General features: G+C 44.2%; 18 protein-coding genes. 7 read left to right on the top strand and 11 right to left on the bottom strand.

The features are described from left to right. Positions 1–5 precede the first annotated feature (5 nt). The 3 genes from apt to dusC form a co-directional block, all read right to left on the bottom strand. Positions 6–551, bottom strand: coding sequence for an adenine phosphoribosyltransferase (gene apt, locus K6Y31_RS12915; RefSeq protein ID WP_233053385.1), 546 nt, complete (start codon positions 549–551; stop codon positions 6–8). A 90-nt stretch (positions 552–641) separates the two neighbouring features. After that, positions 642–977, bottom strand: a complete 336-nt coding sequence (locus K6Y31_RS12920; protein WP_233053423.1) for a YbaN family protein — start codon at positions 975–977, stop codon at positions 642–644. Between the two features lie 202 nt (positions 978–1,179). Next, a complete protein-coding gene (gene dusC, locus K6Y31_RS12925) occupies positions 1,180–2,127 on the bottom strand; it encodes a tRNA dihydrouridine(16) synthase DusC (protein WP_233053386.1) in 948 nt (315 codons plus the stop codon). A 305-nt stretch (positions 2,128–2,432) separates the two neighbouring features. Between dusC and K6Y31_RS12930 the strand changes: the two genes are divergently transcribed. Next, positions 2,433–2,822, top strand: a complete 390-nt coding sequence (locus K6Y31_RS12930) for a TraR/DksA family transcriptional regulator (protein WP_233053387.1) — start codon at positions 2,433–2,435, stop codon at positions 2,820–2,822. Between the two features lie 171 nt (positions 2,823–2,993). On the opposite strand, the gene K6Y31_RS12935 is transcribed toward K6Y31_RS12930, so the two are convergent. Together K6Y31_RS12935 and K6Y31_RS12940 are read right to left on the bottom strand one after the other, a co-directional pair. Next, the gene (locus K6Y31_RS12935) at positions 2,994–3,692 is read right to left on the bottom strand and encodes a YccT family protein (protein ID WP_233053388.1); all 699 of its coding nucleotides are present in this window, start codon (positions 3,690–3,692) and stop codon (positions 2,994–2,996) included. A 78-nt stretch (positions 3,693–3,770) separates the two neighbouring features. Further along, positions 3,771–4,847 carry a porin gene (locus K6Y31_RS12940; RefSeq protein ID WP_233053389.1) on the bottom strand — a complete coding sequence of 359 codons (1,077 nt, stop codon included), beginning with the start codon at positions 4,845–4,847 and terminating at the stop codon, positions 3,771–3,773. 566 nt (positions 4,848–5,413) lie between these two features. Here K6Y31_RS12940 and dinG point away from each other — a divergent pair. The 5 genes from dinG to K6Y31_RS12965 are packed head-to-tail and all read left to right on the top strand — an operon-like array spanning position 5,414 to position 9,580. Continuing rightward, positions 5,414–7,480 (top strand): ATP-dependent DNA helicase DinG, encoded by a 2,067-nt coding sequence (gene dinG / locus K6Y31_RS12945; protein WP_233053390.1) that lies wholly within the window; start codon positions 5,414–5,416, stop codon positions 7,478–7,480. Beyond that, positions 7,480–8,265: a sulfite exporter TauE/SafE family protein gene (locus K6Y31_RS12950; RefSeq protein ID WP_233053391.1), complete on the top strand. Its 786-nt coding sequence runs from the start codon at positions 7,480–7,482 to the stop codon at positions 8,263–8,265. The genes dinG and K6Y31_RS12950 overlap by 1 nt, the downstream gene beginning before the upstream one ends. Beyond that, positions 8,259–8,825, top strand: coding sequence for a primosomal replication protein PriC (gene priC / locus K6Y31_RS12955; RefSeq protein ID WP_233053392.1), 567 nt, complete (start codon positions 8,259–8,261; stop codon positions 8,823–8,825). The genes K6Y31_RS12950 and priC overlap by 7 nt, the downstream gene beginning before the upstream one ends. 6 nt (positions 8,826–8,831) lie before the next feature. Continuing rightward, on the top strand, positions 8,832–9,416 hold the full coding sequence (locus tag K6Y31_RS12960; protein ID WP_282560175.1) for a DUF2057 family protein: 585 nt from the start codon (positions 8,832–8,834) through the stop codon (positions 9,414–9,416). Next, positions 9,413–9,580: a YbaM family protein gene (locus K6Y31_RS12965; protein ID WP_233053394.1), complete on the top strand. Its 168-nt coding sequence runs from the start codon at positions 9,413–9,415 to the stop codon at positions 9,578–9,580. The genes K6Y31_RS12960 and K6Y31_RS12965 overlap by 4 nt, the downstream gene beginning before the upstream one ends. Positions 9,581–9,677: 97 nt before the next feature. Here K6Y31_RS12965 and K6Y31_RS12970 read toward each other — a convergent pair whose 3' ends face one another. The 3 genes from K6Y31_RS12970 to K6Y31_RS22175 form a co-directional block, all read right to left on the bottom strand. Then, complete coding sequence (locus K6Y31_RS12970) at positions 9,678–10,178, bottom strand: DUF6622 family protein (protein ID WP_345790261.1); 501 nt, start codon at positions 10,176–10,178, stop codon at positions 9,678–9,680. A gap of 110 nt (positions 10,179–10,288) precedes the next feature. Continuing rightward, positions 10,289–10,576 (bottom strand): type 2 periplasmic-binding domain-containing protein, encoded by a 288-nt coding sequence (locus K6Y31_RS22170; RefSeq protein WP_251080843.1) that lies wholly within the window; start codon positions 10,574–10,576, stop codon positions 10,289–10,291. Then, positions 10,567–11,070: a substrate-binding periplasmic protein gene (locus K6Y31_RS22175; RefSeq protein WP_251080844.1), complete on the bottom strand. Its 504-nt coding sequence runs from the start codon at positions 11,068–11,070 to the stop codon at positions 10,567–10,569. Before K6Y31_RS22175 ends, K6Y31_RS22170 begins: the two co-directional genes overlap by 10 nt. A 305-nt stretch (positions 11,071–11,375) precedes the next feature. On the opposite strand from K6Y31_RS22175, the gene K6Y31_RS12980 reads away from it, so the two are divergent. After that, positions 11,376–12,197, top strand: a complete 822-nt coding sequence (locus K6Y31_RS12980; protein ID WP_233053396.1) for an arylamine N-acetyltransferase family protein — start codon at positions 11,376–11,378, stop codon at positions 12,195–12,197. Positions 12,198–12,253: 56 nt separating this feature from the next. Here K6Y31_RS12980 and rluF read toward each other — a convergent pair whose 3' ends face one another. The 3 genes from rluF to K6Y31_RS12995 all read right to left on the bottom strand — a co-directional run bounded on the left by rluF (position 12,254) and on the right by K6Y31_RS12995 (position 14,543). Continuing rightward, positions 12,254–13,237, bottom strand: coding sequence for a 23S rRNA pseudouridine(2604) synthase RluF (gene rluF / locus K6Y31_RS12985; protein ID WP_233053397.1), 984 nt, complete (start codon positions 13,235–13,237; stop codon positions 12,254–12,256). Positions 13,238–13,320: 83 nt separating this feature from the next. Further along, positions 13,321–14,232, bottom strand: coding sequence for a pyridoxal-phosphate dependent enzyme (locus K6Y31_RS12990; RefSeq protein WP_233053398.1), 912 nt, complete (start codon positions 14,230–14,232; stop codon positions 13,321–13,323). Positions 14,233–14,243: 11 nt separating this feature from the next. Then, on the bottom strand, positions 14,244–14,543 hold the full coding sequence (locus K6Y31_RS12995) for a BolA family protein (protein WP_232800586.1): 300 nt from the start codon (positions 14,541–14,543) through the stop codon (positions 14,244–14,246). Positions 14,544–14,550 lie beyond the last annotated feature (7 nt).

The following is a 14,550-nucleotide window of genomic DNA, read 5'->3' on the forward strand; positions in this document are numbered from 1 at the left end:
TTTAATTACTCACCTTCAAATTGGATAAGGCTAAATAGCTCTACATTTTGAGCATCTAGTTTGGCTTTGCCGTTTAATTCTGGTAGTTCAATCACCACGCCAGCACCCACCACATCGCCTTTAAGCTCATGGATCAATTTTATGGTGGCTTCTAAGGTGCCACCCGTTGCTAACAAGTCATCAATCACCACCACTTTTTCGCCCGGTAAAATGGAATCCTTATGAATTTGCAGCATGTCGGTGCCGTATTCTAAGTCATACACCTGCACCACGGTGGCTCGAGGTAATTTGCCCGGCTTACGCGCGGGCACAAAGCCTGCACCAATGGCGGCAGCCACTGGCGCACCAAAAATAAAACCGCGCGCTTCGGTGCCCACTACTTTATCAATACCCTTGCCTTTATAGTGCTCAGCTAATAACTCAACCGTTTTAGCAAAAGCCGCCGCGTTTTCAATCAAACTCGTGATATCGCGAAAGGTGATCCCCGCCTTTGGGTAATCTTCGATAGATTTTATGCTATCAGTGAGAAGCTTGAGCGTGGCTGAGTCCATGATGGGTCCTATTTGAAGAGTGAATTTAACAAGCCGTAAGCTTATTCACTTGGCCTGCCCCTTTCAAGAGATTGCCAAGCAATTTGCGGCTTAAGTTTCTTTTAACCTGAGCATCCAGAAAAACAAGCATAAAAAACAAACCAGTAATAATGCTTTTATCCATAAAAGTGGCGCCCAATATATTGAAATACAGAAAGCACAGCTCATCATCAGCAGTGCTTTTTGTTTAGTAGGTTTGGCAATTGAGCGATTTTTTTGCCAATTGTGGATCATTGGGCCAAACCATTGATGATTTAACAGCGCTTGATGAAAGCGTGGTGAGCTTTTGGCAAAGCAAAATGCGGCTAATAAAATAAAAGGGGTGGTTGGCAACACTGGCAAAGGAATACCAATCAGCCCAAGAACAAAAGCCAGGCTGCCAAGCACAAAGTAAAATGGCCGTTTTAGCAATTTGATATGTCCTTAGTCACGCTATATTAACCTCAGTTCTGTTTAAGCCTAGCCAGATAGAGTATGTGTTATGGCAAAATTACGTTTTCAGAGATGAAAGCGCAAAGCGTATAGAGGTATATTTACAGCGTTTTTGCCGGAAAGCATACTATTTTGCTTATCTTGCATTCGGGTTATATTAACCCGCCCACTGATGTTGATGGCGGTCTAAAATCGCCAAGATCTCGTCAGCTTTACGGCATGGACGAATATCTGAAAACAACACGTCAGCCTCCGGGTAGCTGTACACCACGTACTTTAGCCATTGTTTAATTCGATTACTAAAATACAAGTGTTTATCACCACGACACTCTAAACCGGAATAACGAATTAATAAATCAAGCACCTCTCGCCAAGGCATCGGCGCTTCTTTTAGTTTAATCACATTGGCTAAGTTTGGCATCGCCAATGCGCCACGCCCTAGCATTAAATCGTCACAACCACTTAAGGCTAAGCAACGCTCGGCGTCAGCAAGTTGCCAAATCTCACCATTAGCAATCACCGGAATAGCAATCGCTTGGTTCATATCACTGATCGCAGGCCAATCAATGCGATCAGCGCGATAACCGTCGGCGCGGGTACGCCCATGCACGGTTAATTCACTGGCACCGCCTTGGTACGCGGCATCGGCAATTTCTAATCGCTGTGATTTACACTCCCAACCTAATCGCACTTTTACCGACACGGGTTTGTCTGGCACTGCCCCTCGCATCCCCTTGACCGCTTGATAAATCACTTCCGGCTCTTTTAATAGTGCCGCGCCTCCATTCGATCCATTGACCGTTTTCGACGGGCAGCCGCAATTTAAATCAATACCCGACGAGCCGAGTTCAACCGCACGATAAGCGTTTTCTGCTAGCCATTGCGGTGCTTGTCCAAGCAGCTGTACTCGTACATCAGTACCCGAGTCGGTTTTGCCACCTTGATGCAATTCAGGACATAAGCGATAAAACACTTTTTTCGGTAACAGCATGTCAACCACACGAATAAATTCGGTGACGCATAAATCATACTGATTAATGCCCGTTAATACTTGCCGCATTAAGGGATCAACGACCCCTTCCATCGGGGCTAACACAATACGCATAGCTTGCCTCATTATAATAGAGCGCGAATTTTAGGGACTTATAACGACTTTGTCACTCACTTGCGGAAATCTTAACCTTTGCGAAATTGGCAGCACTGGTTCCGCTTTGTGGCATCGCGCATCTGCGCCTGTCACATTCCCCTTTATTGCCGTCCAGCTACAGTCTCAAAACGTCCCACAATAGATCTAAATCAATCTAAGTTAATTTGTTGATGTAAATGATTTTAACTTTGACCTATATCAGCACCGAAATCAGATAAGGCCACTATGCTTTAGCCCTAAATTATCATTTGCAAGAGCAAACAATGACAGAGAATGAATTAGCAGATGTGACGGGGTTTCAAACCTTACTCACGCAAAAACTCATGGACTACAAGCATCAAGTTTTAGCCATATTAAATAATGCTCAGCAATCGAGTCACCAATTAGCGGCGTCTCAACTATTAAAGTTGAGTAATAATGACTTTATTGAGGCCGTTGTGCGGTTAGAAATGCCACAAATAAGCGATAAAGTTCGCCTTATTAAGCGCATTGACGCGGCTCTTTGCCAAATTGAATTTGGTCTTTATGGTGTTTGCTCCGATTGCGAAGAAGCCATTGAGCCAGAGCTATTAGCGAGCGACCCCACTGAGCAACGCTGTATCTGCTGTAAAACTAAATTTGAGAAACGCAAAAAAGGCTTTATCGCGCTCTAACATAACCGCATTCGTCTCCCCTTTATTTTACGCGGGTAAAGCCTGCGGGCACAGGCTCAATCATTTCTTCTACTCATTAAGCAACCCGTTAATTCAAGGATGAATAAGCGAGTAACGAGCTGCCGTTAACTCTCCGTTATCGCTATTCTTACTGCTCTCGCTGATGCGCAATTACATCTGCCCCACCGCCCATTGCAAAAAGGCTTTTTTCTCTGCATCCGAGAGTTGAGTAAATGTTTGCTGCGTCATTTCAAATATTGAGCTTGTCGTTGTAGCAGATGACGGCGTTGAAGGTGCGGGTGAAGCGGCTGCTTCAGTAGGTTCAGTCACCATCGGGGCCTTAGGTGGCTCAATTACAGCTTCGCTCATTACCAGCGCGGCAATACCGTTACTTTGATTATAGGCTTTTACTTCTTGTTCATAATCGCGGGTTAATTGCACACCTTCTTTAAACAGCTCATCTTGCACTAAAGGAACAGATTTTCCATCTTGATCGACCAACGTGAAAACTGGATTTTTAGCGTACTTATCAACCGATCTTGCGGTATATAGGTGCGGCTTTTCAACACTCACTTGGCTTAAGCCATCAGTAGAAAACGTCAGAACGATGGGTTGAGATTTAGCAATGCCACGCATATCTTCTGTGTTCACCACCCCACGCTGCGCAGCAAAACGTAATACCACTTGTTGCTTGCCTTCATCTGCTAGGGTAATACTACGATCATTTTTAAAAAATGCATTACCCGATTCTTGGCCATTAACCACCAAAATTTCATAAATGTTCGGCACTTTAAATTCAGTGGCAGATGCCAAAAATGCGCTACAGCTTATAACAATAAAAACCATCGCTTGTTTAAATCGTTTCATCATAAGATCCCAAACCGCAAAGTTAAAAAACATAAAAGCCAGCACTAGGCTGGCTTAACTAATAATATTATTTACCAGTGATTACCACTCGTAACGTAGACCTAAAGAAGCAACACCGCCTTCTTTTCTTGCTAAGCTACCTGCTGCATTAACAAGGTCTGCGCCGGTCACGCCATGGCCTTCATTGTAGCTGTAGTTAGCGAAAATTGAAGATTGTGCTGTTAATTTGTATTGGCCTTCAATAGTCCAACGATCTTGGATTTTCTTATTTGAAGATGGTGCATCTTTAAGATCTTGGTAACGATAGCCTGCACGCGTCACAAATTGACCGAAGTCATAAGCCACGACGGCATCGGTACCTTTCGTTTTATCGTTGCCACCCGCAAATGCATCAAACTTCTCTTCTACGTAAGTCGCACCTGCGTAAAAGTCGCCGTAAAAGTACTGTGCACCAATACCGTATGTTTGGTATTCCTTCACAGAAGAAACCGCTTTTGACTGCGTATCCGCTTTATTGAATTGGTACATAGCAACCGGTGCTAACATGCCCATGTCGCCTAGTTCAATGTTGTAACGAGCCGCGGTGTTAAAACCGTAGTCGATTGAGCTATTCGTAATATAAGCCGCTGAGAAGTCTAAACCGCCAACACTATTACGGTATTGGAAAGTACCATCTTGGCGAAATACTAATGCTGCGCCAGAATCAACGGTGTTTACGTTAGCACCCGCAACCACGTCACCACCTGCGTAGAAAATATCACCGATGTCTGTGAACATGATAAGGCCCGATGCAACACGGCCTGCTTCAACGCGACCCGCATCAGCCATGTCTAAACCAGCCCAAACATAACGAGCATTCCAGTTAGTGTCTGATGAACCAGGCTCTTGGCTTAGTTGGTATTGCGCTTGGCCGATAACCGCCATGTTTTCGTTAACGACTTGACGACCATTAAAGCCTAAACGAGCGTAAACTGAACCATCGGTATCACTGTCTTTATGGCCAGCAGCGTCGTAAGTGTCTTTGTTAACGAAGTTGGCTTCAACACGTCCATACATATTAAGTACTGAACCGTCTTCAGCTTTGTAGATTTCAGCTGCGTTGGCCGCACCCGTTGCAAGAAGGGTGGGAACGATTACTGCAAGAATTGTTTTTTTCATTGTTTCACTGCCTGTATATTAATTGAATGCTATCGAGTTAAAACACTCGATTGGATTGTCCGTTTTAAGTGCAGTGCTTCCTTTGCGGGACGCATCATTACAAACAAATAAAAATCGGTCAATACAGTAATAGCGACACAAACACCTGTTAAGCGGCACAAAATCAATATTAAAAACTCAAAAGGGACCAAGAAATCACCCAATTACCCGGTATAAAAATAACGATTACATCGTTTATCAAACACTCACCAGACAATTGAAAAATAAGGAAATTAGTCACTCGTGCGAGTTAACGCATCGCCCTGTCACACTGCGGCTAGCAGATTAACAATATGATTTTTTATTTACAATAATATATTTAACGAAAAAAAATTTTAACAGCTCAAAATATAAGCAAGCAACTTAGCATAAAGCCAATGTATATTTACAACGCAAACATTAACCCCTTGCTTTATTTACCAAATTTTCAGTCATGCCACAGGGTTTTAACGATTGCTATCCGAACATCCTTGGGCAAAACCAGATAAGTTGTTACAATCACGCTACTTTCATTTATCGATTTCGCCATGCTAAAACCACAAGTAAAACAGCTCATTCGTGAGACCTATCAGGCAATCAGCCAATCCTTGCCCGACTATCAGGTACGTAAAGAGCAAAACTACTTGGTCGCCGAAATCGCAAAAACCTTGGCAGGGGAATACGACCCACAACGTCGTATCTTGGTGGCAGAAGCCGGTACAGGTATCGGTAAATCATTAGCCTATCTACTCGGCGGCTTAGCCGTAGCGCAAAACCAAAACAAAAAATTGGTTATTTCCACCGCGACAGTGACGCTGCAAGAACAGCTCATCAATAAAGATTTACCGTTCTTTTTGCAGCACAGTAGCCTGAAATTTACTTTTACCTTAGTCAAAGGGCGTGGCCGCTATTGCTGCGAGCACAAGTTACGCGAGCATGCCGATCCACAAGACGGACAGCAGGCGCTATGGGATGAAAAACCTAAAAAGTCCGATATTGATTTAATTAAGCGACTATTTAAGGCCTACCAAGAAGGTAAATGGCAAGGTGACCGTGACACATGGCCGATGCCTATTGCGGATCATGTTTGGCAGCAAATTGTGGCTGATAAACACAGCTGTAGCCGTGCCCTGTCTCATCATCACCAATGCCCGTTTCATCGTGCCCGTGACGAGTTAGAAAAAGCCGACGTATTAATCGTTAACCACGCATTGTTATTAGCAGATACCGAACTCGGCGGAGGCATTATCTTACCCGATCCAGATAGCTGCTTTTATGTGATGGACGAAGCGCACCACTTACCCAGTATCGCGCGCGATTTCGCCAGCGCCAATATCGCCATTAATGCCAGCATTAACTGGCTCGGCAAGTTGGAGTTACTGAACCGAAAAATAGCGCAACAAGTCAGCGGACAATCGACCATGGCCCCGGGCAGTGAAATGGTGAGTAGTGCGCTCAGTATTAAACAAGAGCTTGGCCATGTTGCCACTTTTTTTAATGCCAATACCAGTCTGTTTCAAAATGAGTCAACCTACCGTTTTGCCATGGGCGAATTACCCGAGCCTCTCACGGTACATGCCTGCGCGATCCGTGATGAAACGAAAACGTGTTTAAAAGCACTTAACAAGTTACTCAGTATTATCGCCGAGCAACTCAAAGACGGCGACATCAAAACAAAGGTTGCCGAGCCATTGATGGCCGACGTAGGCAGTAATGTGCAGCGTTTAGAAAACTTTTTTCAACTTTGGTTTATGCTCGCCAAAGAGCCAACTGGTAAGCATGCGCCACTCGCTTGCTGGGCCAAGCGGTTAGAGCAAACCGATGCTGACATTATGCTCGCAGCCTCTCCCATTGAAGTGGGAGGATTACTGGAAAATCAACTGTGGTCACGCGCAGCAGGTGTGTTTTTATGCTCAGCAACCTTAACCGCTTTAAACAGCTTTGATTTTTTTCGCCATCAAAGTGGCTTGAAAGAGCAAGACGGCACCCAATACTTGCGGCTTCGGTCTCCCTTTGATTACGACAAAATTACCTTGCAAATCCCCCCCATGCGCCATGAACCAGGTAATGACGCCTATGATAAAGAATTATGTGAGTTGATTCCGGCGCTGTTAGCGGAAAAGCAAGGCAACTTAGTGTTATTTGCTTCGTACTGGCAAATGCGTCTAGTGGCTGAAAAAATTAAGAGTAAAGTTAAAGCGCCACTGTTACTACAAGGTGAATTGTCGCGTTCGCAAATGCTCGAACAATACAAAAGCCGTTGTGATAAAGGTGAAACCGCCATTATGTTTGGTACCGGCAGCCTCTCAGAAGGGTTAGACTTACCGGGGCACTACCTGACCAACCTCATTATTACTAAACTGCCTTTTGCGGTGCCGACCTCTCCCGTAGAAGAAGCACACGCAGAATGGATAGAAAGCAAAGGCGGCAATGCTTTTTTGCAAATCACCATTCCAGAGGCCAGTAAAAAACTGATTCAATCTTGTGGACGATTAGTGAGAAAAGAGAACGACTGGGGCAAAATAACCATTCTAGATCGCCGCTTAGTTACCCGTCGCTACGGTAAAGGGTTGCTTGATGCCCTGCCGCCCTTTAAAAGAGATATTCAATATTAATGTTTGAACTTAGCTTTACTTTGCCCGTTGAACCCAGCTTGCTACTGCTGCTATGTGGTGTTGGACTGATCGCCGGTTTTATTGATGCAGTCGTCGGCGGTGGTGGTATGCTGACCATTCCTGCGCTATTAAGCGCCGGGTTACCGCCTCATGTCGCACTGGGAACCAATAAATTAGCCGCCACATTTGCTTCTTCTACCGCGGCATGGACTTACTATAAAAAACAGTTATTTGATCCCATTTTTTGGCGCCAATCATTTCTGGCCACTGGGATAGGTGCCATTTGCGGTACCTTAGCAGTTAACTTCGTGAGCACTGAATTACTAGAAAAAGCCCTGCCGTTGGTCATACTGGCTACCGCTATTTACACTATATTTAGTCGATTCCCCAGTGAGAAGAGCCTTTCACTGCCAAAAAGCGGTCCGAAACTGGTAAAAAAACAATGGCTACAAGGCGGTATTTTGGGCTTCTATGATGGCATTGCCGGTCCAGGCACGGGAGCATTTTGGACGGTATCAAGTATGGCACTCTATAAAGTGAATATTCTATTGTCGTCTGGCTTAGCTAAGTCAATGAACTTTACTAGCAATTTCTTGTCTTTAATTACATTCGTCATGCTTGGCCACATCAATTGGATGTTAGGGTTGAGTATGGGCGCGTGTTTAATGATAGGCGCTTACTTGGGCGCACATTCTGCGATCCGCTTTGGTGGCAAGTTTATCCGCCCTATTTTTGTTTGTGTGGTGATTGTAATGGCAATTAAATTGGCAATTGAAGCATGGTAGATATTTCACAATTATCGACCCGTTTAGCGCAGCTTACTCAGCAGTGTCAAACCCTAGACAACCAGTTAACTGCGCAGCAGCGGGAAAACTTTCATTTCAATAAAAGCTTGTTTGCCAAGCCAGAGAAAAGTTTAACAGGCTATTGCAATCAGGTCGGTAAAAGGATTAAAGATCTTGAGCAAGCATTAACCGAAGGGGTGTCAAACCAGTTGATAGCACATCGCTGTGAAGCACTAGCTGATCAGTTTGCTGGATTATTAAAATTAGTCGCTCAGGCGCAAAAAGGTAACGGGCAGCTGTTTAGTCATCACCCCGCTCCTGAAGAAAAAAAACTCTATCAAAAACTGCAAAAACAATATGAATACGAACGACGATTAGAGCAAATGTTGGCACATAGTAAACAGCAAGGAGCAAGACTCGTTGGCGCAGAAAAACGCAGTGCTCAACAAGCAACAAAAACCTTAGAAGGGCGGCTAGAGCGTTGTAAAACAGCAACCTTTGCTGTTGAATTGGCGATCAGAGAATTCGAAAGCTCCAGTGCATTTATCGGGAATTTTTAAATCATGATGTTGCGTGTTATCACTTTTCTCAGCTGTTTATTGAGCTGCACTAGCGCCTTTGCCGGCAGCCAAATTCAGATACCATCAATGTTTAAATTGCTTTATCACAACGGCGAGAAAACCCAGCTCACCTTTTACAATAAAGCGCCACTGCAACTCACTGCCGGTAGGCAACAACTGGTATTGCAATATCAACAGGCCTTTGATGGTGAAGCAGACAGCGCCTTTATTTCTGTGCCTATCGTTTTATACTTTTTTGCCAAGCCGCAGCAACAATTACGTATTGTAGCCAGTAAGCCTAGAAATAAATCAGAAGCACAAAGCTTTGCAACTACACCAGAGTTTACGTTGGTGGATCTCAGTAGAGGCTCGGAGGTTGGCTTTGACACCATTTTAACGCCGCGCTTTGGCTGGCAAAATGGCCCTAACATTGCGTTACTTGATGAAATCAAAAAAGGCCAACAGCAACCCGACCAGCAACGTATTTTGAACCAACTAAAACTGCTCTACCAAAATGCGAACGCCGAAAAGCAGACACAATTCCTGCAATGGTTAAAACAAGAAAAGCAGCTTCGAAAGGACACACCATGAGTTTAAACAACGCCCCAAAACACATCCAATTAGCCGTTGACCTGATACAGTTACTAGAAGAAAACCAAATCGACACTGCCACAGCGGTCGCGGCTTTAGAAGTCGTATTAACTGATTGTAAACAAAAACAGTCCTTTGAAAATAACACGAGCAATGCCAGTTAACGGTCAAGCTGAGTCAGGTAAAAACAATGCTGGCAAGATCAATAACCCCAATAACTAATCAATAACTAATCAATAACCAAATAGACTGTTTTCTCGGTTACTTAGCGGCCACCGAATCAATCGCGCGCCACATGCTAAAAGCCCTTGCGACAAATAGCCCGCTAAATGAGCCATATATTATACTGCAGACAACAATGAAAGTTGGATCAGATACAATGGTAGGCTGCAGAGCATTTAACACTCCAACAAAATATTTTGTAAAAAATATTGCCATCATTAATACAAGAGGAATCCAGCTGCCGGGAATAATAAAACTCGCTAAGTCGGCGTTGAACTGAACTTTTTTTACCGGAAAATATTTTGCCACGCTATAAGCTATTAACACCAAGGCCAAAAACCATAGCCCCACCGGGAGCCAAGCTAAACCAAAACTCGACTGCACGCCAAGATAGGATAGTAACGCCATGCCAATTGGCAGTGGTAAAATCAGATACTTTCTTACTTTTCTATCCTTAGATTGTTGAATACCAAGAACAATTAAAAACAACAATAACCCAAACACCCATTTTGGCGTGTGCGCCAATATTTGCAACATCATGCATTAAGACCCACAATTAACTGATTGTTAAATCACTATAACCTACTGTTTAATAAGCTGTACTAGCTCAGACTTGATCTGACACTTACTTGTGTACATTACCTGCAGCACTACTCTGTATTTTTCGCCTTGCCTAACGCTTCAAAGTAGGACGCAATGATATTCTCCACTCTGCCTTCTTGAACCATGTAACCAAGGGTAATGTTAAACTGTGTCAGTTGATCAATATAAGGTGATTTTTTCGAAAGAGCTAAATAGATATCTCGCTGTTGCTCATAGCGCAAGGATGCTTTTTTAAACTGCCCTTGAAAGCCTTCTGTGGCGATCAAATAATCCATCTGGATCTCATCTGCGATAATGGCATCATTGCGTCCTCCAGCTAATTGCCTTAATAGCAAAACGTCTCTGCTGACTTCTTTTTCGTAATGTTGAGGTCACTGTCAAATTCAGGTGAATGCTTGGCACCACGAACAACGCCGATGTTTAATGAATAAAGATCCTGCTGGGTTTCGATGTGCACTTTAGCGCCCCGCTTAAGATAAATGACATTTGCACTGTTAAGATAATACGCAGGTTTTAGAAATTGCATGTAAGACTCTCGATCGGGTGATTTAATCACGGTGCTGAGAATGTCGACGCCACCCCATTCCATCATGTTGAGGCAACGTTGCCAAGGGCACTGATAAAACGTCAGTGTCAACCCTAGCCTCTGAGCCAGCTCTTTCACTAATTCAACATCAATTCCGCTGTACTCACTATCTTGAATACTCACCCACGGAGGAAAATGAGTCACGGCATACACCAGCTCTTTACTCTGGCTTGAAACAGGGAATAAGAGCAGCACACATGGCAGTAACATACGCCACATATGATTAACCCAATTCTTCATCATATGCCTACCTCTATTTTGTCATTAGCTCTTACTGTCGGTGCCATGGCGTGATTACCTCACTTCGAATTTAGCATCGAGAACGCTTACTTTTACGAGATCGGTTAAGTATGGGCTGTTTTCAGCCTAGTCGCAGGATAAGTAGATTAAATTTAACACTACTTACCCTACCAGCTTAGTCGGAATGAAAAATAATGACCGAAGGCTGAATTTGACATGAAAAAAATGATCCTCAACATAGGTTGATTACAAATACGCGGTGCCACATTATCATCAAAGTCTTTTGAAGCGCCCTAATCAAAGGAACAATGATGACCCTGACGGATATTGCTAACGACTATGTTGATAACTTAAGCCTGCGCCCCGTTACATTAGATTTGGATTTTTTACAGCGTCTTAACCGTGCTCATCTTACTCATTACACATTTAATAGTTTGTCGGTGGTTCTGGGTGAGGATATGCCGTTAGATATAGTGCATTTACACAACAAAATTGTTACCCGTCGCCGCGGTGGCTATTGTTTTGAACATAATAAATTGGCGTTACATGTATTGTCGAAACTGGGTTTTGATGTGCGCTTAGTACTCGCCAAGGTAGTTTATAATCGCGATATTGATGTGCCTCGCACCCATCGCATTAGTTTAGTGACCCTTGATGGCGATGATTACTTATTAGATGTGGGATTTGGTCCACTTGGTCCACGCCACCCGGTTAAGTTATCAACGCCCGGTATTCAAACTCAAGGCAATGAACAATTCAGAGTGATCAAAGGTGAACATGGCGAATTAGGCTTACAGGTACACAAAGATGGCGATTTTTCGACCCTTTATACTTTTAATACACATAACTACTCAGAAGCGGAATGTACGCCGCCGCACTTTTATTCCCATAAATCGCCAGAGGCGGCATTTGTGAATAATTTAGTGATCGCTAAAAAGTCGGATAATCATATCGAATCGCTACGTAATGGGACTTGGCATCGCACTCATGATGGCGTACTGACCGAGCATACCATCACCAGCGCCGAACATTTGAGCACAGTAATGAATGAAGTGTTTGATTTAGATATCGACTTAGCCAGCGCGACGTATTTATTCAATCGATTTGTGCTGCCAGCCGTTAGCCAGTAACTGATTGAGGTGATGACGGATGATGACCGCACGTGGAGTGCGGTCATTTATGTTGGTTACTTTTTGTTATTTTTGCTTTTAAAGCCCGCATAAGGATTTTTGCTATCAGTTGATCCTTGAGCGCGCTTTTGCTCATTGCTACGTTGATTGTTGCCATTACGCTGTTCACTACTGTATTGGCTGCCCAATGCATCTTGACGCTTGATTGAATCAACGCCGCGCGTCGAAAAATGGCGCTTGTGACCAATTTTAACCGTCCCTAATTTCGCGGCTTTTTCTTGTTGCGCTTGTGACACTTTGGTTGAAGCATCTTCGGTCTTACTCGACCCCGCTAGCATGTTGGTAATATCTTGCATTTCGCTGTCGGTCAACTCACGCCATTCGCCTTTACGGATGTTTTCTAACGTCACATTCATAATACGAATGCGTTTTAACTTAGTGACGTTGTAACCCAAATATTCACACATACGACGAATTTGCTGGTTCAAACCTTGGGTTAGAGTGATGTGAAAAATAAATTGGCTTTTCTTTTTCACCGTACAACGCTGGGTAATAGTGCCGAGGATCGGAACCCCTTGCGCCATACGACGCAAAAATTCATCGGTGATCGGCTTATCAACAGTGACCACGTATTCTTTCTCGTGCTGGTTACCGGCGCGTAAGATTTTATTCACAATATCGCCATCACTGGTTAAAAAAATCAACCCTTCTGATGGTTTATCCAAGCGACCAATAGGGAAAATACGCAGCGGATGGTTAATCGCATCAATTACATTGCCATGAACGTGACGCTCAGTGGTGCAAGTAATGCCTTCTGGCTTGTAATAGGCTAAGTAAACCGCTTTTTGTTTCGGCTTAACTGGTTTGCCATTAACCAGCACGGTATCTTGCTCGGTTACTTTAACGCCAACACCAGCCACACTGCCGTTTACGTTAACTTTACCGGCTTCAATTAACTTGTCGGCTTCGCGGCGCGAGCAGTATCCCGTTTCACTAATGTATTTGTTTAGCCGTTTTGGCTCACTTGCTGGGTTACTCATCACCTGACTCCGAGAGAAAATGCGAATTTTAGGGGGATAAGGCCACGACTGCAAATAAAACCCTTGTTTTAGTGCAAACGAGCCTAACCAAATAAAGCTGGAAACTTGCGTTGATAGCGCGCCAGCATGCTGATATTGCCCAATACACCGCCTTGATGCAGGTATAACATCGGTACTTTGGGTTCACGTTTAATCAATTCAGGCACCACATAAAGCCAAGCAAGGGGGTCGTACAACAACTCAAATTCCACTTTAGTTTGCGCGAACAGTTGTTGCCATATGGAAATAAATTCAACGTACAGTTTACCAAAGTGATGCTTCTGTATTGGTGAAATAATCTCGGGGTAGCGCGCTAACTCAGGCGCAAGAGCTTCAAACTGCTGACGCAAATAATCACGGTCGCCGACACAAGGACATGTCACCACATTAAACGGTAAGTGTTTTTGTAAAAATAGCGCCGTGGTGCCGGTTCCTGAAGGGAGCACTAGATTGAGTTGCTTTATGCCTTGTTGGTTTGCCCACGCCATTATTTCTTGTGCCAATTGCGCAATGCCCCACTCAGCTTCTTGCATCCGGCCTCCCTCAGCGATAAACACAGCATTAGGTTGATGTTGCAGCTGCCATTGCTGCAAATACGGATCTACTTGCGCGCCTTTTACATGCGGCGGCAAGCAAATGATATTCGCGCCCAGCGCCAGCGCTTTAGCATAGTTGCCACTAGGGTGTTGTTTTAAAAATTGCGGCAAGTGCTGCACATAATAGTCAAGTGTAGCCCCTTTAAGTTTGGCCAGTGCCGCCAAACTTAATAGTGAATTAGCTTGCGCTGAACCATTACCAATCAGTGTTTTACCTGCCAGGTCTGTTTGCGCTAAAAGGTAGGCAAATTTGCGCGCCTTGTTACCTGAAAAATCAGGATGGAGCAGATCGTCGCGCTTTAACCAAATAGAGTGCCCAGCAAAATGAATTGTTTGAACAGGGCTAGGCTGCAATTGCATCGCAGATGTCATTAACGACAAGCAGGTGAACGGTTGGCTTGTTGGCCTTTTGCTTCCCACTCTTGTGGGGTAAATGTATGTAGCGCTAAGGCGTGAATGTCATTGGCGAGCTCTTGCGCGAGTAATTCATTGATGGCGCGATGGCGAGCAATTAAGCGTAAGCCTGTAAATGCTTCACTCACTAACACCACGCGAAAATGACTTTCAGCGCCGTGATCGGAGCGATGCTTGTGACTTTCATTTTCCACTTCAAGTACCACAGGGGTAAAGGCTTCGGTTAATTTAGCGGTAATTTGCTCTTGAATCACTATCTTTCCT

The sequence above is a fragment of the Motilimonas cestriensis genome, assembly GCF_021295315.1.
GTDB classification, from domain to species: Bacteria; Pseudomonadota; Gammaproteobacteria; order Enterobacterales; family CBDFNC01; genus Motilimonas; species Motilimonas cestriensis.

Coding starts and splice junctions, on each gene's coding strand:
- dusC (WP_233053386.1), bottom strand. CDS start 2,127: ATGCGTATTGTGTTAGCCCCGATGGAAGGGGTCGTTGATCCCTTAATG.
- K6Y31_RS12990 (WP_233053398.1), bottom strand. CDS start 14,232: ATGCAATTGCAGCCTAGCCCTGTTCAAACAATTCATTTTGCTGGGCAC.
- K6Y31_RS12960 (WP_282560175.1), top strand. CDS start 8,832: ATGTTGCGTGTTATCACTTTTCTCAGCTGTTTATTGAGCTGCACTAGC.
- rluF (WP_233053397.1), bottom strand. CDS start 13,237: ATGAGTAACCCAGCAAGTGAGCCAAAACGGCTAAACAAATACATTAGT.
- K6Y31_RS12980 (WP_233053396.1), top strand. CDS start 11,376: ATGATGACCCTGACGGATATTGCTAACGACTATGTTGATAACTTAAGC.
- priC (WP_233053392.1), top strand. CDS start 8,259: ATGGTAGATATTTCACAATTATCGACCCGTTTAGCGCAGCTTACTCAG.
- K6Y31_RS12970 (WP_345790261.1), bottom strand. CDS start 10,178: ATGATGTTGCAAATATTGGCGCACACGCCAAAATGGGTGTTTGGGTTA.
- dinG (WP_233053390.1), top strand. CDS start 5,414: ATGCTAAAACCACAAGTAAAACAGCTCATTCGTGAGACCTATCAGGCA.
- K6Y31_RS22175 (WP_251080844.1), bottom strand. CDS start 11,070: ATGATGAAGAATTGGGTTAATCATATGTGGCGTATGTTACTGCCATGT.
- K6Y31_RS12965 (WP_233053394.1), top strand. CDS start 9,413: ATGAGTTTAAACAACGCCCCAAAACACATCCAATTAGCCGTTGACCTG.
- K6Y31_RS12935 (WP_233053388.1), bottom strand. CDS start 3,692: ATGATGAAACGATTTAAACAAGCGATGGTTTTTATTGTTATAAGCTGT.
- K6Y31_RS12940 (WP_233053389.1), bottom strand. CDS start 4,847: ATGAAAAAAACAATTCTTGCAGTAATCGTTCCCACCCTTCTTGCAACG.
- K6Y31_RS12930 (WP_233053387.1), top strand. CDS start 2,433: ATGACAGAGAATGAATTAGCAGATGTGACGGGGTTTCAAACCTTACTC.
- K6Y31_RS12950 (WP_233053391.1), top strand. CDS start 7,480: ATGTTTGAACTTAGCTTTACTTTGCCCGTTGAACCCAGCTTGCTACTG.
- apt (WP_233053385.1), bottom strand. CDS start 551: ATGGACTCAGCCACGCTCAAGCTTCTCACTGATAGCATAAAATCTATC.